Annotated in this window: 24 protein-coding genes and 1 pseudogene; 11 read left to right on the top strand and 14 right to left on the bottom strand. The window is 50.3% G+C overall.

The features are described from left to right. Positions 1–8: 8 nt before the first annotated feature. Positions 9–1,196: a succinyl-diaminopimelate desuccinylase gene (gene dapE, locus DFR47_RS14605; RefSeq protein WP_113945143.1), complete on the bottom strand. Its 1,188-nt coding sequence runs from the start codon at positions 1,194–1,196 to the stop codon at positions 9–11. A gap of 415 nt (positions 1,197–1,611) precedes the next feature. Here dapE and DFR47_RS14600 point away from each other — a divergent pair, with 415 nt between their 5' ends. Beyond that, positions 1,612–1,827, top strand: a complete 216-nt coding sequence (locus tag DFR47_RS14600; protein WP_113945142.1) for a hypothetical protein — start codon at positions 1,612–1,614, stop codon at positions 1,825–1,827. Positions 1,828–1,948: 121 nt separating this feature from the next. Then, positions 1,949–2,164 carry a hypothetical protein gene (locus tag DFR47_RS14595; RefSeq protein ID WP_113945141.1) on the top strand — a complete coding sequence of 72 codons (216 nt, stop codon included), beginning with the start codon at positions 1,949–1,951 and terminating at the stop codon, positions 2,162–2,164. Between the two features lie 179 nt (positions 2,165–2,343). Here the strand turns inward: DFR47_RS14595 and dapD are convergent, their stop codons facing one another. Continuing rightward, complete coding sequence (gene dapD, locus DFR47_RS14590; RefSeq protein ID WP_113945140.1) at positions 2,344–3,198, bottom strand: 2,3,4,5-tetrahydropyridine-2,6-dicarboxylate N-succinyltransferase; 855 nt, start codon at positions 3,196–3,198, stop codon at positions 2,344–2,346. 236 nt (positions 3,199–3,434) lie between these two features. On the opposite strand from dapD, the gene DFR47_RS14585 reads away from it, so the two are divergent. Next, on the top strand, positions 3,435–4,274 hold the full coding sequence (locus DFR47_RS14585) for an LOG family protein (protein ID WP_113945139.1): 840 nt from the start codon (positions 3,435–3,437) through the stop codon (positions 4,272–4,274). A 56-nt stretch (positions 4,275–4,330) separates the two neighbouring features. Here DFR47_RS14585 and DFR47_RS14580 read toward each other — a convergent pair whose 3' ends face one another. Together DFR47_RS14580 and DFR47_RS14575 are read right to left on the bottom strand one after the other, a co-directional pair. Beyond that, entirely contained in the window at positions 4,331–5,221 is an 891-nt protein-coding gene (locus tag DFR47_RS14580; RefSeq protein WP_113945138.1) for a DUF817 domain-containing protein, read from the bottom strand. Between the two features lie 103 nt (positions 5,222–5,324). Next, on the bottom strand, positions 5,325–6,023 hold the full coding sequence (locus DFR47_RS14575; RefSeq protein WP_113945137.1) for a pyrimidine 5'-nucleotidase: 699 nt from the start codon (positions 6,021–6,023) through the stop codon (positions 5,325–5,327). Between the two features lie 147 nt (positions 6,024–6,170). Here DFR47_RS14575 and DFR47_RS14570 point away from each other — a divergent pair, with 147 nt between their 5' ends. Beyond that, positions 6,171–7,076, top strand: coding sequence for a DMT family transporter (locus DFR47_RS14570; protein ID WP_113945224.1), 906 nt, complete (start codon positions 6,171–6,173; stop codon positions 7,074–7,076). Between the two features lie 176 nt (positions 7,077–7,252). Here the strand turns inward: DFR47_RS14570 and argB are convergent, their stop codons facing one another. The 5 genes from argB to rpmH form a co-directional block, all read right to left on the bottom strand. Further along, positions 7,253–8,140, bottom strand: coding sequence for an acetylglutamate kinase (gene argB, locus DFR47_RS14565; RefSeq protein ID WP_113945136.1), 888 nt, complete (start codon positions 8,138–8,140; stop codon positions 7,253–7,255). A 58-nt stretch (positions 8,141–8,198) separates the two neighbouring features. After that, positions 8,199–8,891, bottom strand: a complete 693-nt coding sequence (yihA, locus tag DFR47_RS14560; RefSeq protein WP_374788397.1) for a ribosome biogenesis GTP-binding protein YihA/YsxC — start codon at positions 8,889–8,891, stop codon at positions 8,199–8,201. Positions 8,892–9,032: 141 nt separating this feature from the next. Next, positions 9,033–10,883, bottom strand: a complete 1,851-nt coding sequence (gene yidC / locus DFR47_RS14555) for a membrane protein insertase YidC (protein ID WP_113945135.1) — start codon at positions 10,881–10,883, stop codon at positions 9,033–9,035. Between the two features lie 205 nt (positions 10,884–11,088). Next, positions 11,089–11,451 (bottom strand): ribonuclease P protein component, encoded by a 363-nt coding sequence (gene rnpA, locus DFR47_RS14550; RefSeq protein ID WP_113945222.1) that lies wholly within the window; start codon positions 11,449–11,451, stop codon positions 11,089–11,091. A 19-nt stretch (positions 11,452–11,470) separates the two neighbouring features. Further along, positions 11,471–11,605 carry a 50S ribosomal protein L34 gene (gene rpmH / locus DFR47_RS14545; RefSeq protein ID WP_113945134.1) on the bottom strand — a complete coding sequence of 45 codons (135 nt, stop codon included), beginning with the start codon at positions 11,603–11,605 and terminating at the stop codon, positions 11,471–11,473. A 288-nt stretch (positions 11,606–11,893) separates the two neighbouring features. On the opposite strand from rpmH, the gene DFR47_RS14540 reads away from it, so the two are divergent. Then, positions 11,894–12,241, top strand: a complete 348-nt coding sequence (locus DFR47_RS14540) for a RidA family protein (protein ID WP_113945133.1) — start codon at positions 11,894–11,896, stop codon at positions 12,239–12,241. Positions 12,242–12,285: 44 nt separating this feature from the next. Here the strand turns inward: DFR47_RS14540 and DFR47_RS14535 are convergent, their stop codons facing one another. After that, complete coding sequence (locus tag DFR47_RS14535) at positions 12,286–13,323, bottom strand: lipoprotein N-acyltransferase Lnb domain-containing protein (RefSeq protein ID WP_113945132.1); 1,038 nt, start codon at positions 13,321–13,323, stop codon at positions 12,286–12,288. Positions 13,324–13,555: 232 nt separating this feature from the next. Here DFR47_RS14535 and DFR47_RS14530 point away from each other — a divergent pair. Then, positions 13,556–14,443, top strand: a pseudogene (locus DFR47_RS14530) (alpha/beta hydrolase); the annotation flags it as partial. Positions 14,444–14,589: 146 nt separating this feature from the next. Here DFR47_RS14530 and DFR47_RS14525 read toward each other — a convergent pair. The 3 genes from DFR47_RS14525 to DFR47_RS14515 form a co-directional block, all read right to left on the bottom strand. Beyond that, positions 14,590–15,564 (bottom strand): WD40 repeat domain-containing protein, encoded by a 975-nt coding sequence (locus DFR47_RS14525; RefSeq protein WP_113945131.1) that lies wholly within the window; start codon positions 15,562–15,564, stop codon positions 14,590–14,592. A 2-nt stretch (positions 15,565–15,566) separates the two neighbouring features. Continuing rightward, entirely contained in the window at positions 15,567–16,730 is a 1,164-nt protein-coding gene (locus DFR47_RS14520) for a CobW family GTP-binding protein (RefSeq protein ID WP_113945130.1), read from the bottom strand. A 271-nt stretch (positions 16,731–17,001) separates the two neighbouring features. Continuing rightward, the gene (locus DFR47_RS14515) at positions 17,002–17,766 is read right to left on the bottom strand and encodes a creatininase family protein (protein WP_113945221.1); all 765 of its coding nucleotides are present in this window, start codon (positions 17,764–17,766) and stop codon (positions 17,002–17,004) included. Positions 17,767–18,041: 275 nt separating this feature from the next. On the opposite strand from DFR47_RS14515, the gene DFR47_RS14510 reads away from it, so the two are divergent. Further along, positions 18,042–18,566, top strand: a complete 525-nt coding sequence (locus tag DFR47_RS14510; protein WP_113945129.1) for a MarR family winged helix-turn-helix transcriptional regulator — start codon at positions 18,042–18,044, stop codon at positions 18,564–18,566. A 258-nt stretch (positions 18,567–18,824) separates the two neighbouring features. Beyond that, the gene (locus tag DFR47_RS14505; RefSeq protein WP_113945128.1) at positions 18,825–19,838 is read left to right on the top strand and encodes a LacI family DNA-binding transcriptional regulator; all 1,014 of its coding nucleotides are present in this window, start codon (positions 18,825–18,827) and stop codon (positions 19,836–19,838) included. Between the two features lie 80 nt (positions 19,839–19,918). Here DFR47_RS14505 and DFR47_RS14500 read toward each other — a convergent pair whose 3' ends face one another. Continuing rightward, entirely contained in the window at positions 19,919–20,677 is a 759-nt protein-coding gene (locus DFR47_RS14500) for a gamma-glutamyl-gamma-aminobutyrate hydrolase family protein (RefSeq protein WP_113945220.1), read from the bottom strand. Positions 20,678–21,182: 505 nt separating this feature from the next. On the opposite strand from DFR47_RS14500, the gene DFR47_RS14495 reads away from it, so the two are divergent. The 3 genes from DFR47_RS14495 to DFR47_RS14485 all read left to right on the top strand — a co-directional run bounded on the left by DFR47_RS14495 (position 21,183) and on the right by DFR47_RS14485 (position 25,003). Beyond that, positions 21,183–23,507, top strand: coding sequence for a putative bifunctional diguanylate cyclase/phosphodiesterase (locus tag DFR47_RS14495; protein ID WP_113945127.1), 2,325 nt, complete (start codon positions 21,183–21,185; stop codon positions 23,505–23,507). A gap of 376 nt (positions 23,508–23,883) precedes the next feature. Then, positions 23,884–24,630 (top strand): N-acyl amino acid synthase FeeM domain-containing protein, encoded by a 747-nt coding sequence (locus DFR47_RS14490; RefSeq protein WP_113945126.1) that lies wholly within the window; start codon positions 23,884–23,886, stop codon positions 24,628–24,630. A gap of 154 nt (positions 24,631–24,784) precedes the next feature. Beyond that, positions 24,785–25,003, top strand: a complete 219-nt coding sequence (locus DFR47_RS14485) for an aa3-type cytochrome c oxidase subunit IV (protein WP_113945125.1) — start codon at positions 24,785–24,787, stop codon at positions 25,001–25,003. Positions 25,004–25,063: the final 60 nt, after the last annotated feature.

Below are 25,063 nucleotides of genomic sequence, written 5' to 3'. Positions count from 1 at the left end.
CTTATGAATCAGGCGAAAAAATCCTCAAGGAATTTTTCATAAATAGCGGTGAGATTTTCAAGATCCCGCAATGATGTCCGCTCATTGGCCATATGCATGGTCTGGCCGACAAGGCCGAATTCCACAACCGGACAATAATCTTTGATGAAGCGGGCATCGGATGTGCCGCCGGATGTTGAAAGCGAAGCCTGTTTGCCGGTAATTGCTTTAATAGCGCCGTTAAGGGCGTTAATCAGCTTGTCATTGCGGGTCAGGAAAACATGGCTCGGATCTTCACTCCAGATCAGCTCGTAATTGACCGGTTCAGATTTGCCCTGTCTGAACGGGCTGTCCGTTGCTGCTGCCTGCAAGCGGCGTGACACTTCCTGTTGCAGGGTGTCTGCAGCCCATGTGTCATTAAAGCGTATGTTGAATGAAGCGGTTGCCTTGGCCGGAATAACATTGGTGGCCGGATTGCCAACATCAATCGAGGTGATTTCCAGATTGGTGGCCTGAAAATTCTCAGTGCCTTGGTCATAAGCCGGGATCAGCAGGTTGTTGAGCAGTGCCATAATACCGCGCACCGGATTATCGGCATTGTGCGGATAGGCGACATGCCCCTGAGTGCCATGAACAATAACAGTGCCGGTGACCGAGCCGCGGCGGCCGATTTTGATGGCTTCACCCAGACGATCAGGATTGGTTGGCTCGCCGACCAGCGAAGCGTCCCATTTTTCACCCTTGGCATCTGCCCATTCCAGTACTTTGACTGTGCCGTTAATGGCAGGGCCTTCTTCATCGCCGGTAATCAGAAATGAGATATTAGGTTTGCGATCAGGGTGTTTTTTTAAGTAACGCGCCGTTGCCGCAACAAAGCAGGCAATGCCGCCTTTCATGTCCACTGCGCCACGACCATAGAGCTCGCCATTGTCGATCACTGCGCCAAAGGGCGGATGCTTCCAGAGCGACAGGTCACCGGTCGGCACCACATCAGTATGGCCGGCAAACATCAGATGCGGGCCTGTACCGTTAAGGCGGGCGTAGAGATTCTCTACATCCGGTGTTCCCTCTGCGGTGAAGACAGGGCGGTCAATATGGAAGCCGAGCGGCTCCAGCATTGATTGAAGAGCGGTAAGGGCTCCGCCTTCTGCCGGTGTTACAGACGGGCAGCGGATCAGAGCAGCGAGATTTTCTGCGGGGTCAAATGTGGTCATCATAGTCAAGGCTTAGCAGATGCCGCAGAGCCGCGCATCCGGAATTTCCGTTCAGCCCCTCAACTTCTCACGATAATGTGTTTTGGGTGTCGATAACAGCATCTTCCGATTGGTAATATTTCTGTGAGAAAAGCGTCATTGTCTTCAATTTGTGAACTATAAAGGATACAGATCGTTTGCTAATTACGAACGATAAATGACGATTTTTCAGGGAATTGTAAAATATTTTCAGTTAAATTACTGTAATTGTTTATCAATTTAAATTAAAGATTTAAACATTTGTGGAAATGTGTTCTAAATTTGTAATTTTCGTAAAATTTATGTGAGTTGAAATCATAAACAATCAGACATATCTCATGGTCATCGGAACGGCGCTCCTCCCAAGCACGTTCACATAAGTTGAACAAGGAATATGAAAATGAAAAAGATTGCTTTGACTGTTGCTGCTCTTGCTATGACTGCCGGTGTGGCTCTTGCAGATAATCCGAATGTAGGCATTCCAGCTGACCTCTATGGCAGTGATCAGACACCGGTGGTTACAAATTCCGTTGTGAAGAGCACTGCACCGAATACCTATACAGACGGTTCGGCTCACGGTTTTGGTGACAACTCACCATCAAGCTACAACGGCTGATAACGCCGGTCATTTTACTGAATATTTTTTGAAGATGAACAGCCGATCATTCTGAAACGTACCAAGACAGACCTCCCAAGTGTCCTGATCAGAATGACCGGCGATTAAAAGGAAAATTGAAATGAAAAAACTTGCTTTGACTGTTGCCGCTCTTGCTATGACTGCCGGTGTTGCTATGGCGGAAAATCCAAATGTTGGTATTCCGGATAATCTTTATGGCAATGACACAACTCCGGTTGCTGCTAATTTCACACTGAAAAACACCCAGCCGAATACTTATACAGATGGTTCGGCTCATGGCTTCGGCGATCATTCGCCTTCAAGCACACGTCGCTAAGAACGACTGTGTCTGAAAATAAAAAAGCGACAGGTTTTGGCCTGTCGCTTTTTCTGTTTGTAGTAATCAATAATCTTAAAGCATGTCGCGGCTAAATGTATTCATTTAGCGTTCGCGAACATGCGATAATTAAAAGAATCTAGAGCGAGCGCAGTGGGTACGGTTAAATGCAACATGCTCTAGTCGCGCAGAAGATCATTAATCGAAGTTTTCGAGCGGGTCTTTTCATCAACACGCTTGACGATCACCGCGCAATAAAGGCTCGGGCCCCAGTTTTCTCCCGGTACATTTTTGCCCGGCATGGTACCGGCAACAACAACCGAGTAAGGCGGCACTTCGCCATAGAAGACTTCACCGGTTGCACGATCCACGATCTTGGTGGATTTGCCGATATAGACACCCATACCCAGTACGGAACCTTCGCGGATAATGCAGCCTTCGACAACTTCTGAGCGGGCGCCGATAAAGCAATTATCTTCGATGATGGTTGGCTCGGCCTGCAACGGCTCAAGCACGCCGCCGATGCCAACGCCGCCGGACAGATGCACGTTCTTACCGATCTGTGCGCAGGAGCCGACGGTTGCCCATGTATCAACCATAGTGCCTTCACCGACATAAGCGCCGAGATTGACAAAAGACGGCATCAGAATGGCGTTTGGTGCAATATAAGCGGAGTGACGCACGACGCAGTTTGGCACAGCGCGGAAACCAGCTTGTGTAAATTCATCGGCAGACCAGCCGTCAAATTTGGAAGCGACTTTGTCCCACCAGACAGATTCACCCGGACCGCCTTTGATGATTTCCATCGGGTTAAGACGGAATGAAAGCAGCACGGCTTTTTTCAGCCACTGATTGACCGTCCAGTTGCCGTCAGGCTGTTTTTCGGCAACACGTACTTTACCCTGATCAAGCAGCAAGAGGGACTGTGCGACGGCATCACGGATTTCTCCGGTGGTTGATACCGATACTGTGTCGCGCTCATCAAAAGCTTTTGTGATAATTTTTTCGAGAGCTGACAGATCAGGCTGGGACATATTACTGCTCCTGAGGCGTTGAAACGCGGTTAAATCAGTTTTATTTCGGCGTTCAGACGAAAATAACGACGAAATATGTAAATTACGAAATATTTTCGGCAAATGATTAGGCTATGCTCAATGCAGGGTCAATCTTGGCAATGCCGCTTTTGCACTATATGCCTCAAATAAACAAAAGAACGAACCGGCGGCTTGGTATCTTTGCTTATGGTTCAGCGACGATAGGATAAGATTGCATGAATCCGCTTGAGAAAGACGGCTGGACACCTTTCAGCAATTCCGGTGAAACTGTTAAACGTGTGGCGGCGGTGCCGGATACACCGCAGACCCGTGCACCTGCCTACAAACTGGCATTCAGTGATACGGAATTTATGACCAAGCGTGAATTGCGTCCGATCCGCCTGCAGCTTGAATTGCTGAAGCCAGAAATGGTTATGGAAGAGCGTGGCATTAAATCAACCGTGGTGCTGTTTGGCGGTGCGCGTATTCCGGAACCAGGTGGCGAGGCATGGGCTGCGAAAAACGAAGTTCAGAAAAAGAACCTCGAAGCCAATTCTGTTTATTATGAGGAAGCGCGTGAATTTGCCCGCCGCTGCTCGGAATATTCAGCCTCTACCTATTACCGCGAATTCGTTGTCGTCACCGGTGGCGGCCCAGGTGTGATGGAAGCGGGCAACCGTGGTGCGGCCGATATCGGTGCGCCGTCTATTGGTCTGAACATTGTGCTACCGCATGAGCAGGCGCCGAATGCCTATGTCACACCGGAACTGTGCTTCAACTTCCACTATTTCGCATTGCGCAAGATGCACTTCCTGTTCCGTGCCAAGGCTTTTGCAGTTTTCCCGGGTGGTTTTGGTACCATGGATGAGCTGTTTGAAACGCTGACCCTGATGCAGACCGGTCGTATGGAACGTGTGCCGCTGGTGCTGTTCGGCAAAGAGTTTTGGACGAAAGCGATCAATATTCCGTATCTCTCCGAGCAGGGAACGATCTCACCGGAAGATCTGGAGCTGTTCCATTACGTGGATACGGCTGATGAAGCGTGGGCGGTAGTGAAAGACCATTACAATCTGTAATTTGTGCTCGGTATGAATTCAGAAAAACGCCGGTGTAGTCTCTGCACCGGCGTTTTTTATGGCTGATCGTCCGGCTTTTTCGGTGGATGTATAATAGTCACCAGCACCACGGAGATAATCATCAGCAGATACCATGCCCCGAGCTTTGACAGCGAGACCGGCACCCATTGGTCATGCTGCCCCGGATAGAGCCAGACGCGTGACCATGTGCCGATGTTTTCGGCAATCCAGATAAACAGCGAGGTCAGGAAGAACGCTAGCAGCAGTGGCATACGATGGCGAAAACGGAACACACGGTAATGCATGCTAGTACGCCAGAACATCAGTGCGGTGATTGCGAAGAGCAGCCAGCGCATATCCGGTAAATAATGATGGCTGAAGAAATTGATATAAATGCCGGTGGCGAGCGCAAAAGTCAGTGGTAATGGCGGATAGTTCGCCAGTCTGATGTCAAAAATCCGGTTGATCCGCGCCATATAGGAACCGACTGCGGCATACATAAAGCCGGAAAACAGCGGCACGCCGCCGATACGAAACAGATTTTCCTCCGGATAAATCCACGACCCCATATGGGTTTTGAAGATTTCCATTGCTGTTCCGACAATATGGAAAATCAGAATGACTTTGGCTTCACGTAAAGTTTCCAAGCGGCACAGCAACATCAGCAGCTGAATTGTAACGGCTGACAGAAACAGAAAATCATAACGTGTGACGAGGTGCGGCAGGGCAGAACCATCTGCCCAGAGAAATTTGCTGAGGATGATCAGTCCGAGCATGACGCCGCCGAACAGACATGCCCATGCCTGTTTCAGCCCGAAAACCAGAAACTCCACCAGTGCGCCGGACAGGCCGTGACGAGGCAGCTGATCGAGCAGCCGGTGTGCGGCTGCATCAATCATCGCCTCCAGTGAGGTAAAACGGCGTTTTCCGTTCACGGATTGAGACATGTAAAGCATTTCCAGTAAAAGTGCGAAGCGGTTTTACGTAGGATAATGCGTAAAAACAATCAATTAGATCGGCTTGAACAATTCAGTATTAACTGGAGCCGATCTAAGGGTGCAGGGCTGTCAGGAATTCAGTGAGATTGTCGGTGACAAAATCCACATGATCGGTAAAGGCCGGATCGCTTTCCCAGATTTCGCTGAAATCCGGTTCAAAATTATTCGGCACAATCAGCACCGTGCGCATACCGGTGGTTTTAGGCACAACCAGATTGCGTGCCAGATCTTCAAACATCGCTGCTTTTTGCGGATTGATGCCGCATTGTTTGTAGAAAAGCTCATAGGGCGCGCGTTCCGGTTTTGGCACCAGTTGTGCGGCAACAATATCGAAAATATCATCGAAACGGTCGAGAATACCAAGCTGTGCCGCAGCATTTTCCGCATGTTTGCGATCGCCGTTGGTATAGATGAATTTGCGGCCGGGCAGGCGGGCAATGGCCTCGCCTAACAGCGGGTCCGGCTTGAGCCACGTGTAGTCAATATCATGCACCTTGGCGAGGAAGTCGTCAGGATCAATATTGTGGCATTCCATCAGCCCTTTCAGGGTGGTGCCATAGTCCTGATAAAATTGCTTCTGAACCTTACGCGCCTCATCACGGGGCAGCTGCAGCAGTTCCGAAACATAGGATGTCATCCGCACATCCACCTGTGAAAACAGATTGGTATCATGCGGATAGAGCGTATTGTCCATATCAAACACCCAGTCTGTGACATGGGCGAAGTGGTGTGGTTCAGGTAAATTGGTCATGCAGGTGTTATGCCATGAAGTTTGCGAAAGATCAGCCTTTATTTAGCGTGACCTTTAAGCACTGAAGCCGGTGGCTTGTATTTACTGGCAGAGCAGGGCAAACAGAGCCTGATATATTTACGCAACACAGAAAAGCTCAGCATTATCATGGAACTCTGGATACCGATTACGATTGGCGCTGCTTTTATGCAGAATGTGCGCACGACGCTGCAAAAGAAGCTGCAAGGTAAACTCGGCACCAGAGGTGCCAGCTTTGTGCGTTTTGGTTATGGTTTTCCGGTTGCTATTCTGTATGTGCTGGGGCTGCATTTCTTTGCGGGCTTTGCATTACCGCAGGTCAATGGCGCGTTCCTGTTTTGGAGTGTTGTCGGCGGTCTTGCGCAGATTTTTGCCACCATCATGCTGGTTTATTTGTTCACGCTGCGCAACTTTGCCGTGGGGACAGCCTATTCCAAAACCGAGCCGGTACAGGCGGCTATCTTTGGTCTGATCCTGCTGGGCGAGCGCCTGACAACCGGTGCGGTACTGGCGATTATTGTCGGTGTGCTGGGTGTGATGTTGATTTCAGTCGCGCGCATGCCGCTGAGCTGGGGTAATTTGTTTAAAGCGCTGGTGAGCCGCACGGCGCTGATCGGTATTGCTTCGGGCGGTGTGTTCGGTATCTCGGCGGTTGCCTATCGCTCCGCTGCTTTGTCATTGGATGGGCCGAACCCGATTATGCAGGCGGCTGTGACGCTTGCTTGTGTGACGACATTCCAGACAGTTTTTATGCTGGTATGGATGCTGATTAAGGACAAAAGCGAGATTGTGCTGGTGCTGAAATCATGGCGTTCATCATCGCTCGTTGGTTTGTCCAGCGTGCTGGGATCAATGGGCTGGTTTACAGCGATGGCTATGCAGCAGGTGGCTTATGTGCGTGCGCTCGGACAGATTGAGCTGATTTTTACGTTCATCTCGGCAGTGTTCATTTTTAAAGAGCGTATCAACCGTATGGAAGTGGCCGGTTGTGTATTGATCGTCACCGGCATTCTGTTTTTGTTGTTATGGCAGTAAACATTTATATCTCGCATTATCCATCGCAAAACCGGTTTCCATTTTTGCTGGAAATACTTATAAAAAATCCCGCAAATTGCGGGATTTTTTGATTAAGACGCAACTAGTGTGCTTTGTATTTTACGGCACAATAAGTGTGCTCTTTCGTTCATGGCACGATCAACGTGCATTGTTAGTTACGGCACGATTAACGTGCCGGCACCGTGCTCCGTGAATAGCTCCAGCAGAACCGCATGGGGGGTTTTACCATTGAGGATAACCACGCCTTCCACACCACGGTTAATGGCTTCAATGCAGGTTTCCACTTTCGGGATCATACCGCCGGAAATGGTGCCGTCTGCAATCAATGCCAGTGCATCAGCAACGGACAACTCCTTGATCAGATTTTTGTCCTTATCCAGAACGCCCGGCACATCGGTGAGGAACAGCAAACGGGTTGCAGTCAGCGCACCGGCAATTGCACCGGCAAAAGTATCGGCATTGATATTATAGGTATTGCCGTCACGACCCGGTGCAACCGGTGCAATCACCGGAATAACAGCCGAACGTGCCAGAAGATCGAGCAGGGTACGGTCAACTTCAACCGGCTCACCGACAAAGCCCAGATCAAGCACGCGCTCAATATTGGAATCCGGATCGCGATAGGTCTTATGGGCTTTTTCAGCAAAAACCATATTGCCGTCTTTGCCGCATAGGCCAATTGCCCATTCGCCTTCGGCATTGATCATCGCCACAATTTCTTTGTTGATTGAACCGGCGAGAACCATCTCAACCACTTCAACCGTTTTGGCGTCTGTCACACGCAGACCGCCTTCAAAACGGGACTCGATGCCAAGTTTGCCCAGCATTGCCGCAATCTGCGGGCCGCCGCCATGCACAACAATCGGGTTGATGCCGGACTGCTTGAGCAGGGCGATATCGCGGGCAAAGGCTTTGCCGAGTGCCGCATCGCCCATGGCATGACCGCCATATTTGACCACGACAGTTTTATTCTCATAGCGCTGCATGAAAGGCAGCGCGGCTGAGAGAAGTTGTGCTTGAATTTCAGGGCTTGTCGCGGTCATGGAGCACTCCACGGCATGAAGGGTTATGTGAGTGATAAAGAAACCACCTTGCGTGGTTCTATTCTTTGGTCAGCAGAGCAATCGCCGCGCGCACGGCATCAAAGCCGGTTGCTTTCTCAGAGGAGGTGGCGAGAATCTGCGGGAAGGCAGCCGGACGGCGTGCAATCGCTTTCTGCGTTTCTTCCATCAGGCGCGGCACGCCTGCTTCCTTGATCTTGTCGATCTTTGTGAGAATGATCTGATAGGAAACTGCGGCTTTGTCCAGAAGATCAAGCACGTCGGCATCATTCTTTTTGATGCCATGGCGGGAATCAATCAGCACATAAACACGCTTAAGCGTAGTACGACCGCGCAGATAATCAAAGACCAGACGTGTCCATGCATCAACCATGGATTTCGGTGCTTCGGCAAAGCCGTAGCCCGGCATATCCACGAGTGCCAATGGCGGCAGGTCACCATTCTCACCGGAATAGCCATCCGGCACAAAATAGTTGAGTTCCTGCGTACGACCCGGCGTATTGGACGTGCGTGCCAGGCCATTTTGGCCGACAATCGCATTGATCAGCGAGGATTTACCGACATTGGAGCGACCGGCAAAAGCAATTTCCACAGGGCCTTCCGGCGGCAGGAACTTCATGGATGGTACGCCGCGGATAAAGATCCATCGCTTGTTGAAGAGAGCCTTACCCTCGGCAACAAGTGCTGCATATTTCTCTGCTTCTTTTGCGACGGCCAGTTCTGCTTCGGTCACTCAATTCTTCCTGTAACTTATCTTGGGTGTCATAACGGGATAACACTGTTCTTTATGGCATTGAGCTTTCAGTGGCTTTTGTCAACCATCAATGCGCACCAGATACAAAAAAGCCCCCGAGGAGGGGGCTTTTCTTCTTATTTATTTCTTGGTCGGCTTGTCATCTTTGGCCGGTGCCGCAGGTTCTTTCTTTTTGAACATGCCTTTCAGATTGTCAAAAAGTTCAATCTTGGCACCCTGACGCTTCATGATCATGCCCTGCTGGAGAATGGACAATGTGTTGTTCCATGCCCAGTAGATAACCAGACCTGCAGGGAATGCAGCCAGCATGAATGTGAAGATAATCGGCATCCATGTGAAGATCGCAGCCTGTGTCGGATCCGGAGGGGTCGGGTTCATGCGCATCTGCAGGAACATGGTGATACCCATGATCAGCGGCCATACACCAACCATCAGGATCGACGGAACATCCCATGGCAGCAAGCCGAACAGGTTGAACAGCGATGTCGGATCCGGTGCTGCAAGGTCATGAATCCAGCCAAAGAACGGCGCATGACGCATTTCGATGGTGACATAGAGAACCTTATAGAGCGCGAAGAATACCGGAATCTGCACCAGTACCGGCCAGCAACCAGCCAGCGGATTGATCTTCTCACGTTTATAAAGCTGCATCATTTCCTGCTGCTGCTTAACTTTGTCATCCGCATATTTTTCACGGATTTCCAGCATAGCAGGCTGCATCATCTTCATACGCGCCATGGACTTGTATGATTTATTAGCCAGCGGGAAGAACAGACCCTTCAGCAGAACGGTTACCAAAAGAATGGCGACACCGAAATTGCCGGAGAATTTATAGATCCAGTCGATGAGGTAGAACATCGGCTTGGTGATGAAGTAGAACCAGCCCCAGTCGATCAGCAGTTCGAACTGTTTGATGCCCAGTTTTTCTTCATATTCTTTGATCTTGGCAACTTCTTTGGCACCGGCAAAAACGTGGTTTTTAATGACGGTGTTCTGACCGGCAGCAATTGTTACCGGCGCGCTGAGGAAATCAGCCTGATAGCGCGGTGTGCCGTCGGTGAAGTAAGAGAAACGTGCTTCGTAGCTTTCGTTCTGCGGCGGAATCAGTGTCGCAGCCCAATACTTGTCAGTAATACCGACCCAGCCGCCGGTTGCTTTGGCAAGCGGCTTGTTTTTCTCGTCTTCGATCTTGGAATAGGAGATTTCCTGCAAGCCCTGATCGCCGACAACGCCGATCAGACCTTCGTGCAGCACATAAGTGCCGCTGGCATGTTCAGGCTTTTCAAAACGGGTTACACGACCGTAAGAGCTCAGAGAAACAGCAGCATCTGTCGGGTTGGTGATCGTGTCTTCAACGGCGAACATATAGTTCTCGTCAACGGAGATCACGCGTTTGAACTGGATGCCTTTTTCATTGGCATAGGTCAGTGTTACCGGTGTTGAAGGGGTGAGCTTGTCATTGCCTTCAATATTCCACTCGGTCGCAGGACCCGGAACAGTACCGATCGCATCATTGCCGGAGAAGCCGAGCTCAGCGAAATAGCCCTTTTTGACGCCTGATGGTGCCAGTAGTTCAATTTCAGGAGATGTCGGATCAACGGTTTCGCGATAATCTTTCAGGAAAAGATCATCAAGACGGGCACCAACTGTGTTGATGGAGCCGCTGACGCGCGGTGTATCAATGCTGATACGCTTGCTCTGGGTCAGAGCAACTTCGCGGGTCAGAGGCTGAGCAGCCGGAGCTTCTGCGGCCTGACCCGGAATACCGGCCTGAGGCGCTGTGCCCTGAGGAATATTGGCGGATGCATCACCACTTGCAGCCGGCGTCTGCGCATTCTGAGTATTCTGCGCTTCAATCCGTGCCTGTTCTTTCTGAGCCTCAGTCTTCGGGCCCAGATAAAATACCTGCCAGAGCGTGAGAATCAGAATGGACAGGCCAATGGTGAGAAAGAAATTACGATTTTTTTCCATTGACGGGTCCTGGTTCCTGTCAGTTCATTACAAGTAGAGCGGCATCAGCGGGGCTGCGCTGCCTTTTCCTGTAATATGCTGGCTGACAGAGCGTTGTGCAGATTATGCCCCATACCTGTCAGAGTTAAGTGCCTGCCTTATAATACGAGCTGTTCAGAAAAGCGAACGCTCAGACATCATAATTCAGGCCTATTTTGACAGGCAGCTATTTAAACCGCCTGTTGAGTTCTCTGGTCAGCGCACTGAAGGGGGCATTTAGTGCTTCCCTGCGTGCAACTATGACATAATCGGTTTGCGGAGCCATTACGGCCTCGCTGAGGGCAGCGGCAGCTTTCAGGCGGCGGCGGATCCGGTTGCGAATGACGGCATTGCCGTTCTTCTTTGTAACCGTGAAACCGATACGCGGGGTATCACCGGTTTTTGCCTGTTTGCTGGTCGCTTCATCGCGGGTTTTGACTTCCATCAGGAAATATTTACCGCGACGTTTTTCTCCGGTGCGAACGGCCAAAAACTCCGCTCTCTTGCGAAGGCGGAGTGATTTGGTCTGCTTTTTTGCTTGTTGTGTCACCGCTTCACGCGGAGCAACATTATGCAGAAAGCTTGCCACGACCGCGTGCGCGGCGGGCTGCAATAACTTTACGACCGCCTGGTGTTGCCATACGTGTACGGAAACCGTGACGACGCTTGCGGACGAGTTTAGATGGCTGATATGTGCGCTTCATTTGTTTAATACCGCGGTGTGCGGCCCTTCTTAAGTCTGTTTTTTAACAGGAGCTGGTTCTGGCGCGGTCTGTTAAAGACCTGCATATGATGCCTGAACGTGGGGCGGCTTATAAATGCAGGCGGGTTTTGAGTCAAGAATGCAGCACAATATTCGGCTGTTCTGCAGATGTTTCTGAAAATCTGAAAAAATATGTGCTGTTTTTTCGTTTTCTTGACCGTTGCAAATAGTCTTTGTGCTGTTTGCCGCTTATAAAGCACGCATCCAATTTAAATGAGAGGAAAAGACTATGTCCATTAAACGTTTCGAATCCGGCAAGCGCATGAGCGGTGCAGTTGTGCATGGCAACACTGTTTATCTGGCCGGTCAGGTTGGTACAGAAAATGCCAGCGTAACCGAACAGTGCAAAACTGCTCTGGCAGAAGTTGATCGTCTGCTGGCCGTTGCCGGTACAGACAAATCCAAGATCCTTCAGACCATCATCTGGCTCGATGACATGAAAGATTTCGCAGAAATGAACGCTGTGTGGGAAGCATGGGTTGATCCAGCAAACACACCGGCACGTGCAACCGGTTCTGCCCATCTGGCAACATCCGGCTACAAAGTAGAGTTCATCGTTACTGCTGCTCTCGACTAATTTGTTTCCGGTGCCGCGGGTTTATGTCTGCGGCACCGGTTTTTTTATTCTGCCGCCTGAGGCAGAGGCATGGCCATTGTGCGGATACGTTGTGAATAGCCTTCCCGGCTGCCCTTTGCCTGTTCACTGATATCGGCGTTGAGGCGCATCGATTGCGTATTATCCTCCGCTGTCACAATCAGTTGTTTTTCAAACATATATTCCGGCAGATAGCCCGACAGCAAAACGCGGTAATCAAGGGCGATGGACGGATCAAGAATACGCGCCATATCAAACACGACCGTGGTGCAATTGGCTGTCAGCGTATTATAGAAGCCTGCCTCTTTGCTCAGGCGGTTGCCGGTATCGGTATATAGTCTGAAAAGCTGGCGTGCCTGTTCCGGCGCAATATCAACGTGATAGCGATAAACCCTCTCACCACGCACATTGGTGCGCAAATAGACAATATCACTTTCCTCTGCTGCGATCATCGCCAGTTCAAAATCTTTGAAGAAACCGCCGATTTCCGAGAAAGCCTGACCTCGTTTCTTGCGGATTTCAGCGGAGAAAACGACATGACGCCCGTCTTCAAAACCGAAACTGACCAGAGTGTGGGCAATGGCCGGACTTGACCAGTAAGAGAGAAACAGATCGACGCTCTGAATTTTGCTCAGATCATAGTCAGCGCTTTTCCAGTTGATCGTGTAATCCTGCTCTGTGCGCCAGTCAAAATCACGGATGTGATCGAGGCGTACCATGTCGTCATTATATTCAGCGGTGACGGTTTGCGAAACCTCCGGCGCCCAGTCCCGGTTCAGAGATGGTTTGATCGTCTGCCACCATATCAGCAAGGCTGCGAAGACAATGACGAAGCCGATGAATGCGGGTTTGCGATAATGTTGCAGGTCAGAGAACCAGATTGTGCTGAAGGCAACCAGAGCAATCACTACCCATAAAGCGATCACTGCATAGGTGATCAGTCGAGATTCCGAGAGCTGGTAATAAAGTGCAAGACTTCCCCAGATCGTGATAATGATGAGAACCAGACTAAAAAAAGCTTGCGCCAGAAATGTCAGAAAAATCAGAGCTGGTTTGTATGTCATGCGGTTCCGTTTTCGTTGGGACGATCGGTTTATTGTACATAATTATTTATTATCTGCCATTAAACTAAAATAATTATGTATGGCATGTTTTCGCCGCGATTGCGCATTAATGGGTGGTTCCGGTTGCGTGCAGGTGACTGTCATAGCCGTTGCACAAGTCTTTCGTCGTATTGCGGCATGAATTTACCGACTTGTTAGATTATTTTAATATTTGTCCGGCAAAATTTATCTTATGGTAAACAAACTCTTTAATTTCTCCGCTTCTGTCATTTTGGCGGCTACATTGGCTTCGGCTTTGCCGCAGATTGCTGTTGCGCAGGTTGAGCGACCGCAATCTGACAATGCGTCAGGCAATGCGGCTTTTATCAAGAAATCCGATATTATGACGCCTGCTGCAGGCGCGGGGGTGATCATGCATGACCCGAAAAAAGCTGCTGATGAGGCAGCGAAAGATGCGGACAAAGCGGCGAAAGAAGTTATTTCCCGCAGTCAAAAATTTGTTTATCACTTTACCAAGCCGGAAAATGGCAGCGGCGACACGATTGTGCTGCTGCATGGTTCGGGTGGTGATGAGGGGAGCCTTGTGCCTTTTGCACAGAAGGTTTGGCCGCGTGCCACATTGCTCGGCATTCGCGGACGGGTTCTGCAGGAAGGCCGCACACGCTGGTATGCGCGTATCACACCGGTGAAATTCGACCAGAAAGATGTGCGTCATGAGGCTGATGCTTTCGTGCAGTTTCTGACGAAACTGTCTGAGGACGACCAGATTGATCTGAGCCGCACGACTTTTGTCGGCTATTCCAATGGCGCGAATTTGCTGGCGGCGGCGATGATGTTGCATCCGGATCTGGTCAAGAAAGCCGTATTGATGCGTTCAATGCCGGTGTTGGATCACACGCCGGTTGCTAATCTGAGCAAGGCTAAAGTGCTGGTGGTGACCGGTGCTGACGATAAAATGTATGCGCCTTTTGCTCCGGCCTTGTCGGATTTGCTGCGTAGCAGCGGTGCCAAGGTTGATGCCCGTGTTGTTAAGGCAGGACATATGATCGGCGAGCGTGATGTGTCACTGGTGACCGCATGGTTCTCGGGGCAGGGGCCTGATGGTACGCCTGCAATATCACAGGCTGTGACGCCGAAGGTCAAAGATAAGGCTGATAAATCCAAACCGCTGCCTGATGCACAGGAACCTGCTACGCTTAGTGGGCAGGCATTGGATCAATCAAAATAAATTAAAAGAAAAAGGCGGTTTCAAAACCGCCTTTTTTATTACCATTTGATATTGATGAGACCGCAATCACCGCTCTCTGAACCATAAGCAAGGCGCTCGCCGCTTTTATCCCAGCCCATCGAGCTGATGGCACCTTTGCCCGGACGGCGCAGCAGCACTTCTTTCTGATCGGCAAAGCGGCACAACAGCACCATACCGTCCTGATAGCCGACCGCTACAATATCTTCGACCGGATGGCAGGCGACGGCTGTAACCATTGTATCGCCGCGCAGGCCAAGCTCCAGCGGCGCTTTGCCCATCGGACCATCTTTGCCTGCAAACGGCCAGACGATTGCCGCCGGTGCGCCGGAGGTCGCCAGCCATTTGCCTTTGGGGCTCCATGACCAGTCTTTGACCTTGGCCGGATAGCCGGTCATGCGCATATTGCGGTTGTCTTCCAGGCGCCAGCCATGCAGGGCATTTTCCTGCATTGTGGTGATCAGAAAACGGCCATCCGGTGAAAAAATGACGCCGGTATGGGCACCTTTCCATTCCAGATCAACCGGTTTGCCGGTGGTGCCTGCCCAATGCAATGTCGCACCATTATAGCGGGCAATGGCAAGGCGCAGGCCTTTGGGGGCGAAAGCCACACCTTCAACACTGCGCTCATGGGCAAATTCTGCCGTTTTGCCATTGGCTTCACGCACCCATGCAGTACGGCCGGATGCGTAGGCCACCGCGCCATGCGGGCCGCTGGCAACAGCAGTAATCCATTTGCGTGGCAGAACTGCCAGCTCCTGAACACTACCCTTGTCGTCAGTCTGACAAATACGGCCGTCTTCACCGCCGGTGATCAGCGCTTTATTGTCTGCCGTTGGTGTGATGCACAGCAAACCATCATGCATGGTGACGGTCTTATGGGCTTCGTCCAGCCAATGGAGTGTACCATCGGCCAGTGCATAATAGGCATTATCATTGAGGAAGCCCGCTTTCAGGCAATGGCTTCCCAGATCAATAGGGGCAATCGTCGGCATGGTTATTTACATTTCTCGAAGCCGGAACGCAGTGCCTGCTCATTCAGGTTACGACCGATAAACACCAGACGGCTTTCGCGTTTTTCATCCGGTTTCCACGGGCGCTGGTGATCACCTTCGATGATCATATGTACACCTTGTACGACGTAGCGGTCATCGTCTTCGGCAAAGGCAATAATGCCTTTAAGGCGGAGAATATCAGGGCCCTGTACCTGCGTTACATTCTGAATCCACGGGAAGAATTTTGCGGCATCCAGTTCACCGGTACGCAAAGAGACAGACATAACCGTGACATCGTGAATGGCCGAAGCATGGCCATGATCGTGATCATGGTTACAGTCAGGGCCACAGGTATGATCGTGATCATGGTGGTGATGATGACCATGATGGTCATGCCCGTGATGATGGTGTCCGTGGTCGTGCCCGTGCCCGTGATCATGATCGCAGTCAGGGCCGCAAACATGATCCGGATGATCATGGCCGAGGAAATGCGGATCATTATCGAGCGCACGCTTCAGATCAAACGCACCGCGATCAAGCACTTTGGTCAGATCAATTTCTGCACGTTGGGTACGGTGAATAATGGCATGCGGATTAATTGCGCGGATGGTGGCTTCCACATTTGCCAGTTCCTGCGCATTCACCAGATCGGTTTTATTGAGCAGAACTACATCGGCAAAAGCGATCTGGTCTTCAGCTTCCTGACTGTCTTTCAGGCGCAGCGGCAGATGCTTGGCATCGACGAGGGCAACCACAGCATCAAGCTGGGTCTTTGCGCGTACATCATCATCCATAAAGAATGTCTGGGCAACCGGCACCGGATCAGCAAGACCGGTGGTCTCAACGATAATCGCATCAAAACGACCCGGACGACGCATCAGGCCTTCAACCACGCGGATCAGGTCGCCGCGTACGGTGCAGCAAATGCAGCCATTGTTCATTTCGTAGATTTCTTCGTCGGATTCGACAATGAGATCATTATCAATGCCGATTTCACCGAATTCATTGACAATCACAGCATAACGTTTGCCGTGGTTCTCGCTGAGGATACGGTTGAGCAGGGTGGTTTTACCGGAGCCGAGATAACCGGTCAGGACTGTTACCGGAATTTTAGGGAACTCGGTTGCGGCGGACGCAACCTGATCTGCTGCTGGGCTATCGCTCATGGGGTGAGTGCCTCTTCATCGTCAGAATTTTTACCGGATCGGGGGAAATGTTCAATCCAAGCCGGTCTGTGTTGAAATCTTTGTGCATATAAGAACTGCGAAACCGTAATTCTATAGAACAGTGTACAGAGCGTTTCAATTCGAAACGGGCAGTTAAAAACGCTCTGTTAATTTCTTTAGCCGCAGTTTCGGACGGAAAACCGGTTCCCACTTTTCCTGAAACTGCTCGGGTTATATAGAGCAATCACCTCAGTGCGATTGTTCGCACTTTTCAAAGTGCCGGAGCCTCGCCAAAGGCTGAGATGTCGAAACGATGCACATCTTCCATTAAGCCAGTAAGGCCTTTGACAGCATGAGCGATGATCTTTTCACCGTCTTGCGCATTGGCGCGAAGTGCATTGCCGGCGGCACCCTGTTTGTTCAGATCACTCATCATCCAGCCGAAAGCATGGGGGCCATAGGCACGCAGATATTGATAATCTTCAATAAGCTGCCCCTGCACATTGGTGAAATTCTGTGCCTTGTCCATATGCACAAGCTCCGGCGCTAAAGCCAGCATCACTGAGGTTTCAATATAGCCTGCGTGAATATCCAGATGTTTCTGTTCGGGGCTGATCAGCTCTTCCGGAATGCCGAACCGCGTCCAGTGGGTTGCAACAGCCAGCATGCCTAAACGTGCGCGCAATTCTGTAGCGACAATGGTGGCAAGCGGGGAGTTGCCGCCATGGGCATTGAGAATAACCAGTTTGCGGATATTGGCGGCACAAAGATTTTCACCAATGCCGACCCAGCGGTTCACAGCTTCGGAAAAAGCCAGCGTACGGCTGCCTTCTACATCCATATGCTCAATGGAATAGCCAACCGGTTCGGTGGTCAGGAAACGGGCTGTAATATGTTCCGGAAGAGCACCGGCTAGGCGCGCGGCAATGCCGTCGGCAATTATCGTATCTGTTTCAAACGGCAGATGAGGGCCATGCTGCTCATGCGCGCCCAGAGGCAGTACCGCGATGAGATTTTCCGGTACGGTTTCCTGCACTGTCTCTCCCGATAAAAGGCTTGCGGGTTGCGTCGTGGTTTCAGAAAGGGCGGAATTTGTATGCTGGGCGATCTCCGGCAAAATATTTCTCCTCTGATTGTGCAGCTAGGGGAGCAGCATAACGGCTGAGAAGAGTGTCGGCTATTCTAAATACGCCTTTAAGGCATATTTGACTGGATTCTCCTGTTCTGTTTTGTCGTAAGACTGTTGCTTGTCAGTGCTAGTGCATTCCATTAAGTTATATATCAGAGATAATATGCGCAGATGGGATAACTATGAGTAAGACAGGGAAAGCCGGTATTCTTCAGCCGTTACAACATAGTGCGCGTATGATGCGGACGGTTCTGGCTACACGGCTGCTGGAACACGGGCTTTATGCCGGACAGGATGCTGTTTTACTGAAGCTCGCTGAAGAAGATGGTTTGCCGCCCGGTGTTCTGGCGCAGCGTTTGGGCGTGCGCCCGCCGACAGTAACTAAAACGATCAGCCGGTTGCAGGCGCAGGGATTTGTCACCAAGCAGGCATCGGCCAGCGATCAACGCCAGACCCATGTGTTTCTGACCGAGCAGGGGCACGATGTTATCCGCATAATTGAAAAACTCGTGCGCAAAACTGAAAAAGATTGCCTGCGCGGCTTTGAAAAGAAAGAGCGCAAGGTACTGCTTAAATTACTGGCGCGGATGGAAAATAATCTGAATGCAGCTTCGGTCGGTCGCCCGCTGCGTACAGCAACGTCTGATGAACCGGCAGCGGATGATACCGCTGACAATCATAGCGATAATGACAGTGACATTGATTAAGTTTGTTCAGTATCAATAATGCGTGCAAATTGTGCAGTAATGGGTGTTTTATCTTCGTAAAACCGCTTCGTATTTTCACCTGAAATGGCTTTAATGCATAATTTGCCAGACAAGATGCAAAAAACCGGCTCGCTATTTGTTTAAGGATAATCTAGAGCTTGATAAGCAGAGATGGGATGAACACTGCAGATAGCAGAATGATCTGTTGGTGGACATCGTGACAGCGGATATGTTTGTTCAATAAGGGGCGGTTGGCTTTTGGCCCAGAAAATCAAACTTTCAACGATTGCTGATGCGCTTGGCGTATCAACGGCCACGGTTTCTCTGGCATTGCGTGACAGTCCTTTGGTGGCGGATCAGACCCGTGACCGTATTAAGGAATATGCCCGCACGATCGGCTATATTTATAACCGCCGCGCAGCCTCTCTTCGCACATCCCGTTCCGGAATTATCGGCGTTGTCGTTCATGATATTATGAACCCGTTTTTTGCCGAAATTCTGCGCTCAATCGAAACCGAACTTGACCGTTCCCGCCAGACATTCATTCTCAGCAACCATTATGATCAGCTGGAGAAACAGCGTACATTTGTTGATACGCTTTTGCAGCTTGGCGCGGATGGCGTGATTATGTCACCGGCTATCGGTACACCAGCCGAAGATATTGAGCTGGCAGAAAATAACGGTCTTCCGGTTGTTCTCATTGCCCGTAATGTTGAAGGCGCAGATGTGCCGGTGTTTCGTGGCGATGATGCCTATGGCATCAGTCTCGCAACCAACCATCTGATTTCTCTAGGACATACCCGCATCGCAATGATCGGCGGTACAGATCAGACCTCAACCGGTCGCGATCGCTATCAGGGTTATGTTAACGCCATGGAAAAAGCCGGTCTGACTGTGAAGCCGGAATGGCGTATTCCGGGACCGCGCACCAAGCAGGGCGGTTTTGAGGTTGCGCCGCAATTCCTGTCTCTGAAAGATAAGCCGACTGCAGCAGTGTGCTGGAATGATCTGGTCGCTATCGGCCTGATGAATGGTATTGCCCGTGCCGGTCTGGTGCCGGGTGAAGATATCTCCGTGACCGGTTATGATGATCTGGAAGAAGCGGCAATTGCCACTCCGGCGCTGACAACAGTGTGGAACGGCCAGCGCGAAGTCGGACGTCAGGCTGCCCGCGCGCTGCTGGATCAGCTGAACGGTGTTGAAATGCACAGTGATCAGCCGCTGATCAAACCTGAACTGCATATTCGCCAATCCACCAGCAAGCCGAATTGAACAAATTGATGAATGAATAATAAAAAAAGCCGCAGTTCTACGAAGCTGCGGCTTTTTTTAAATCAGGTTGATTGCATTGTTTATTTTGTGATACCGGCATGTTTGCGGACGGCATCACCGAAAGCGTGGAAGATTTTTGCCGAAGGAGCATCACTTCGCACCCAGTATTCCGGATGCCACTGCACAGCCAGCGCAAAATCCTGAGCGGTTTTCACGGTGACAGCTTCAACCGTTCCGTCTTCTGCAACGGCCTCAGCAGAGAGCTTATCAGACAGGCGATCAATCGCCTGACGGTGCACCGAATTGGTGTTAATGCTGCTGCTTTCCAGAATGGCTGCGAGGCAGGAATTTTCAGTGACTTCAACCGGATGGCAAATGGCATAGCGTTCATCGCGGATGGTGGAAACCGGTGCGCGATGGTCATTTTTACCGTCCAGCTCCTGAATGTCATTGGCCAGTGAACCGCCAAGCGCTACATTCATTTCCTGCAGACCGCGGCAGATGCCGAGAACCGGAATACCGCGTTCTATTGCTGCACGGATCAGCGGCAGAGTGGTTGCATCGCGATCCGGATCAAACGGGCCATGTTGCTCGGTGGCTTCCTGTCCGTAATATTCCGGATGCACATTGGAGCGAGAGCCGGTGATCAGCAGTCCATGGACGGCAGCAAAAAGTGCGTCATGATCAATTTTCTCGCGCAGGTTGGGAACGAGCAGCGGCGTAACTTCGGCAACTTCTGCAAGCGCCGTAATATATTCGGATGGCGTGGCATGCCAGTTATTGCCGTCAATATCACGAATATCGGAGGTGACAGCAATCAAAGGGCGGGATTTCTGCATGATAAAACAGGCCTTGTCGTGGTTGCGCGTGGCAGCAGGGCAATCATTGGCACAGAACAGGGTGACAATTGAAAGAGCCGGATTGAAACTATGGCCGGTATTGCAAGCAGGCCGGATCATCAGCTTTCAGGCTTTGCATTTTCTACTGCAAAGCGGGTAGATTGGAAACTGATTTTCTAATGGCCGGAATGATTTGAAAGCATAATTGCATCGGGTCTGATATGCGTGTCAGAAGCGCGTGTTTAAGGATAATCACAGCTTGCAAAGCTGAGAAATCCGGCTAAAAAACGACTGCTGCCGTGCTGATTTGCATTGTAGTGCCATGGTGCTGCGTATAGCAGAATTTTTAAATATATTTTTATAGTTATAATTCATACTAAGCCTGTCACAGCATTAACAACCTATGGCGTTGATTTTAATGTGAAAACACTTAAAAGTAGAAAAAATTGATACTAATTTTTAAAGTATTTTGGGCATACTTCCCCGCAAGGGGGAGCAGTAACAAATGACGTGGTTATTTAAAACCAATATTCCGGTGGATGTTCGCCTGTCATTTGTCAGAGCGTTATACGGCAATCGTGAAACTTTATGGTTCGGGTTGGCGGCGCATCTGCTGACCTGCGCGGTGATTTATTTAAAAACCAACGACACTGTTTTCCTAGGCTTTGCGGGCTTGTTTGCCCTGTTCACCAGCATCCGTATGCTGGATATGTATCTTTTCGACAGGGAAGATTTCAGCAAATTATCGCATGATAAAATCAACCGCTGGGAGCTGCACTATCTGATCGGTGCCTGCGCGATTTGTCTGTTGCTGGGGCTTCTGTGTTTTTACAGCACTTACATCATCAGTGATTCTTTCGCCGAACTTGCCAGTCTGGCTGTGCTTCTGGCATCGGTCGTTTCGATTGTCGGCCGCAATTACGCTTCACGTAATGCGGTGGTCATGATGTCAGTCTGTGCTCTTTTGCCCGTTCTCGCGGGCTTTGTTTTAACCAATAGTATTTTTCATATTATTATCGGCGCATTATTGGTGCCGTATTTTCTCAGCAATATTCAGATGGCCAACGGCCTGCGCCAGTCACTCTTTGCAGCGGTGATGAATGAGCGCCGTCTGAGTACTGTTGTCAGCCGTTTTGACAGTGCATTGAATAATATGCCGCAAGGACTGGTGATGCTGGATGGCCGCGCTGCGATAGCCGTGGTCAATAAGCAGGTGCGGGATATGCTTAATATTTCGCAGAATATCAGCCTGCTTAACCGGTCTTTTGAGGTTGTGCTGCGTTATTGCAGCAAACATGGCCTGTTTCCGCGTGAAGAGCTGGATAATGTGCGTATGCGCATTGATGACCTGCTTGAGGGACGCCGTCAGCGCGATGTTTTTCAGTTTGGCGATGAGCGTTACATCGAAGTGATGTGCAATCAGCGTCGCGAAGAAGGGGCAGTGCTGATTTTTGACGATGTGACCGGTCGCATTGAGGCCGAGGCACAAATTCAGCATATGGCACGCTATGATGGCCTGACAGGACTGCCGAACCGCTTCTATTTTGAAACGCTGGTTCGCTCGCTGACAACCGGTAATAAGCCGGATGATCTGGTGGCCTTAGCTGTCATCGATCTCAATCATTTCAAGCATGTGAATGATACTTACGGTCATCATGCCGGCGATGAATTGTTGCGACAGTTTGCCGAACGCATGGCAGGCCTTGATCCGCAGCGCTTTGTGGCATCGCGTTTTGGCGGTGACGAGTTCGTGCTGTTCATTCAGGGGATAAAGAACCGCGCGCATATCAACACCGTGATGGATGAGGTTATTTCCTTCCTGTGCGGCGTTTATGAATTTGCTTCACAGCAGATTTATCTCGATATCAGCGCCGGTGTGGCGGTTGACGTTACAAAAAATCTGGATCTGCGCGGTTTGCATGTGAATGCGGATCTCGCTCTCTATGAAGCCAAAAGCAGTGAACATGACCGCTGGGTCGCTTTTGTTGAAGCGATGGATACTAAATACCGCTCACGGCAAAAGCTGAAAAATGATCTGCGCGAAGCGGTGAATGCGGGCAGTCTGACGGTTGTTTATCAGCCGATTGTCAGCCTTAACTCTTTGCGTATCGTCGCGGTGGAAGCACTGTCACGCTGGCATCATCCGCAACTGGGACCAATCGGCCCTGCTGATTATATTCCGCTGGCTGAAGAAATGGGCATTATCACCGAGCTGACGCAATTCATGTTGCGCCGCGCTTGTGAGGATTGTGCAAGCTGGGGACATAAGATCGGTGTTTCAGTCAATCTTTCAGCGATTGATCTGAAAAATAACGGCATTGTCGACATGGTGGTAGATGCTTTGCAGAAAGCACAATTGCCATCCTATTTGCTGGAAGTAGAAGTGACGGAAAGCGCGATTATCAGTGATCGTTTGAAAACCTGTGAAATGCTGCAAAAGCTGAAAAACTCTGGCATTAATATTGCGCTTGATGATTTCGGCACCGGTTATTCCAGCCTGAGCTATCTGAACACATTGCCACTGACTAAGGTCAAAGTTGACCGTTCTTTCGTGCGCGATATCGTGACTGATCGCCGTGCTTTCATGTTGCTTCGCGGGGTTACGCAGCTTTCCCATGAGCTGGGTTTCGGCGTGACGATTGAGGGCGTGGAAACTGAAGAGCAGCTGAAGCTGATCCGTGGCACCGGTGGTGCTGATCTGGTTCAGGGCTTCTTGTTAGGCACGCCGCTGAGCGCAGCAGAGATTAATGCGCAGCTTGAACAGTCACTGACGATCACGCCCAAGGGCTATAAAGTCACTGCTGAGACCGACGGATTGTCATCATTTTAACGGCGCTTTGAAAGATATATCTCCGTAAACACAAATTCTTTGCACGTAAATGCAAAAAATATCAGTTGCGTCTCATCGGGTACTTGCTTTTTCCCCGTATTAAGAGAAATGGTTACCAGCATATTTGCGAATTGCTGTCAGCGGGCAAATATGTACGGTGAGGCCCGAAAGGGATGTTGCTGTTTCCAACGTTTGATATTTTGCAAAGCAGTGAACTGTGAGGGCAGGTTAGTGCTTTGAAAATATGTTGTATTTTAGATTTGGCTTGAATTGCCACTTCTTAAAACGGATAGCATATGCAATGTGCCTGGCTGCACAGAAGCATTGGGAAATGGCTGCACCATAGCTTTAGTTTATTGGTGGCGGACGATAATTTATGGCAGTCTCTCAACCGGTTGCGAAAGCACCATCCATATCGAATTTTGCCCGGCATATGCTGGAGTTTCTGGATCGAGTGGAATACCGGCGGGTTATACACGCGGAGGATCTCGAGGAGATCGGCCGTTTGCGCTATCGTTCCTATATGACACGCAATGTCATGGACGATAATTTTCTGGGCACGATCATTGATGAGGTTGACCGCGACCATCAGGCCTATGTCTATGGCGTCTATGTCGACAATATTCTGGTTAGCACTTTGCGCGTGCATCATATTACGGCAGACCACCGGATTGGTACCAGTGCCAAATTATTTCCGGATATTCTGGGGCCGATGCTCGATAATAATATGAGCTTTGTTGACCCGACACGTTTTGCGGCTGATCCAGCTTATCTCGCCGAATTTCCCGCAATTCCTTATCTGACTTTGCGTATTGCCGCGATGGCGTCGGAATATTTCAATGCCAGTTTTTGTCTGGCGGCGGTCAAGCCCGAGCATATGGCATTTTATAAGCGCATTTTCGGTTCGCAAATGCTGGCCGATCCGCGCGATCATGAAGGCTATGGTATTCAGGTGGGACTGGGGGCTGCTGCTGTTAGCTCAATCCGCGATGCGGTTGCAGTACGTTTTCCGTTCTTTAAGTCACAACCCCATGAGCGCCGGAATATGTTTGCTGACATGCGCGCCGGCAATGTGCCGCTGACTATCCTGCCAACGGCCAAATATACGGGATTGGGTGTCTGATCCGGCACAGCAACAGGCATTGCAGCAGATTGTCGCAACATTGCCTGTGAACTGGGCTTGCCTATTATGGGAAAATTGTGATCAATTGCTCTTACAAGATTTCTGAACCGGAAGACGGCCGTAAAGGAAGATATCTTTGGGGAGGAATAAAGATATGGCAGAAATTCAGCATGGTCCGGCAGAGCTTGGTGCGCAGATGGACTATCCGGAGCATGAGCGGACTTATCACGGCTTTACCTTTCTGGTGAAGTGGGGAACAACTGTGCTTGTCGCTCTCATGGCCTCAATGGCATTTGCTTTTTTTGCGGCTGGCTGGTTCTCAGGGATTATCTTATTTGCATTGATTATGGCTGCCGCTGTTTTTCTCATGTGAGATTGCGCTGTTCTTCGTCGGACAGAGAGCCGGATATATTCAAAGTTTAATTATGCCGCC

It is taken from the genome of Pseudochrobactrum asaccharolyticum (genome assembly GCF_003314995.1).
GTDB classification, from domain to species: Bacteria; Pseudomonadota; Alphaproteobacteria; order Rhizobiales; family Rhizobiaceae; genus Pseudochrobactrum; species Pseudochrobactrum asaccharolyticum.
This window is presented reverse-complemented; position numbering and strand designations above follow the sequence as displayed.

Bases quoted from the DNA above. Each gene is read 5' to 3' on its own strand.
- DFR47_RS14500 (WP_113945220.1), bottom strand. From the start codon at position 20,677: ATGCAGAAATCCCGCCCTTTGATTGCTGTCACCTCCGATATTCGTGAT.
- DFR47_RS14540 (WP_113945133.1), top strand. From the start codon at position 11,894: ATGTCCATTAAACGTTTCGAATCCGGCAAGCGCATGAGCGGTGCAGTT.
- DFR47_RS14600 (WP_113945142.1), top strand. From the start codon at position 1,612: ATGAAAAAGATTGCTTTGACTGTTGCTGCTCTTGCTATGACTGCCGGT.
- yidC (WP_113945135.1), bottom strand. From the start codon at position 10,883: ATGGAAAAAAATCGTAATTTCTTTCTCACCATTGGCCTGTCCATTCTG.
- DFR47_RS14495 (WP_113945127.1), top strand. From the start codon at position 21,183: ATGACGTGGTTATTTAAAACCAATATTCCGGTGGATGTTCGCCTGTCA.
- DFR47_RS14525 (WP_113945131.1), bottom strand. From the start codon at position 15,564: ATGCCGACGATTGCCCCTATTGATCTGGGAAGCCATTGCCTGAAAGCG.
- DFR47_RS14580 (WP_113945138.1), bottom strand. From the start codon at position 5,221: ATGTCTCAATCCGTGAACGGAAAACGCCGTTTTACCTCACTGGAGGCG.
- DFR47_RS14485 (WP_113945125.1), top strand. From the start codon at position 24,785: ATGGCAGAAATTCAGCATGGTCCGGCAGAGCTTGGTGCGCAGATGGAC.
- DFR47_RS14575 (WP_113945137.1), bottom strand. From the start codon at position 6,023: ATGACCAATTTACCTGAACCACACCACTTCGCCCATGTCACAGACTGG.
- DFR47_RS14570 (WP_113945224.1), top strand. From the start codon at position 6,171: ATGGAACTCTGGATACCGATTACGATTGGCGCTGCTTTTATGCAGAAT.
- DFR47_RS14595 (WP_113945141.1), top strand. From the start codon at position 1,949: ATGAAAAAACTTGCTTTGACTGTTGCCGCTCTTGCTATGACTGCCGGT.
- DFR47_RS14510 (WP_113945129.1), top strand. From the start codon at position 18,042: ATGAGTAAGACAGGGAAAGCCGGTATTCTTCAGCCGTTACAACATAGT.
- DFR47_RS14490 (WP_113945126.1), top strand. From the start codon at position 23,884: ATGGCAGTCTCTCAACCGGTTGCGAAAGCACCATCCATATCGAATTTT.
- dapD (WP_113945140.1), bottom strand. From the start codon at position 3,198: ATGTCCCAGCCTGATCTGTCAGCTCTCGAAAAAATTATCACAAAAGCT.
- dapE (WP_113945143.1), bottom strand. From the start codon at position 1,196: ATGATGACCACATTTGACCCCGCAGAAAATCTCGCTGCTCTGATCCGC.
- rpmH (WP_113945134.1), bottom strand. From the start codon at position 11,605: ATGAAGCGCACATATCAGCCATCTAAACTCGTCCGCAAGCGTCGTCAC.
- DFR47_RS14535 (WP_113945132.1), bottom strand. From the start codon at position 13,323: ATGACATACAAACCAGCTCTGATTTTTCTGACATTTCTGGCGCAAGCT.
- DFR47_RS14520 (WP_113945130.1), bottom strand. From the start codon at position 16,730: ATGAGCGATAGCCCAGCAGCAGATCAGGTTGCGTCCGCCGCAACCGAG.
- argB (WP_113945136.1), bottom strand. From the start codon at position 8,140: ATGACCGCGACAAGCCCTGAAATTCAAGCACAACTTCTCTCAGCCGCG.
- DFR47_RS14585 (WP_113945139.1), top strand. From the start codon at position 3,435: ATGAATCCGCTTGAGAAAGACGGCTGGACACCTTTCAGCAATTCCGGT.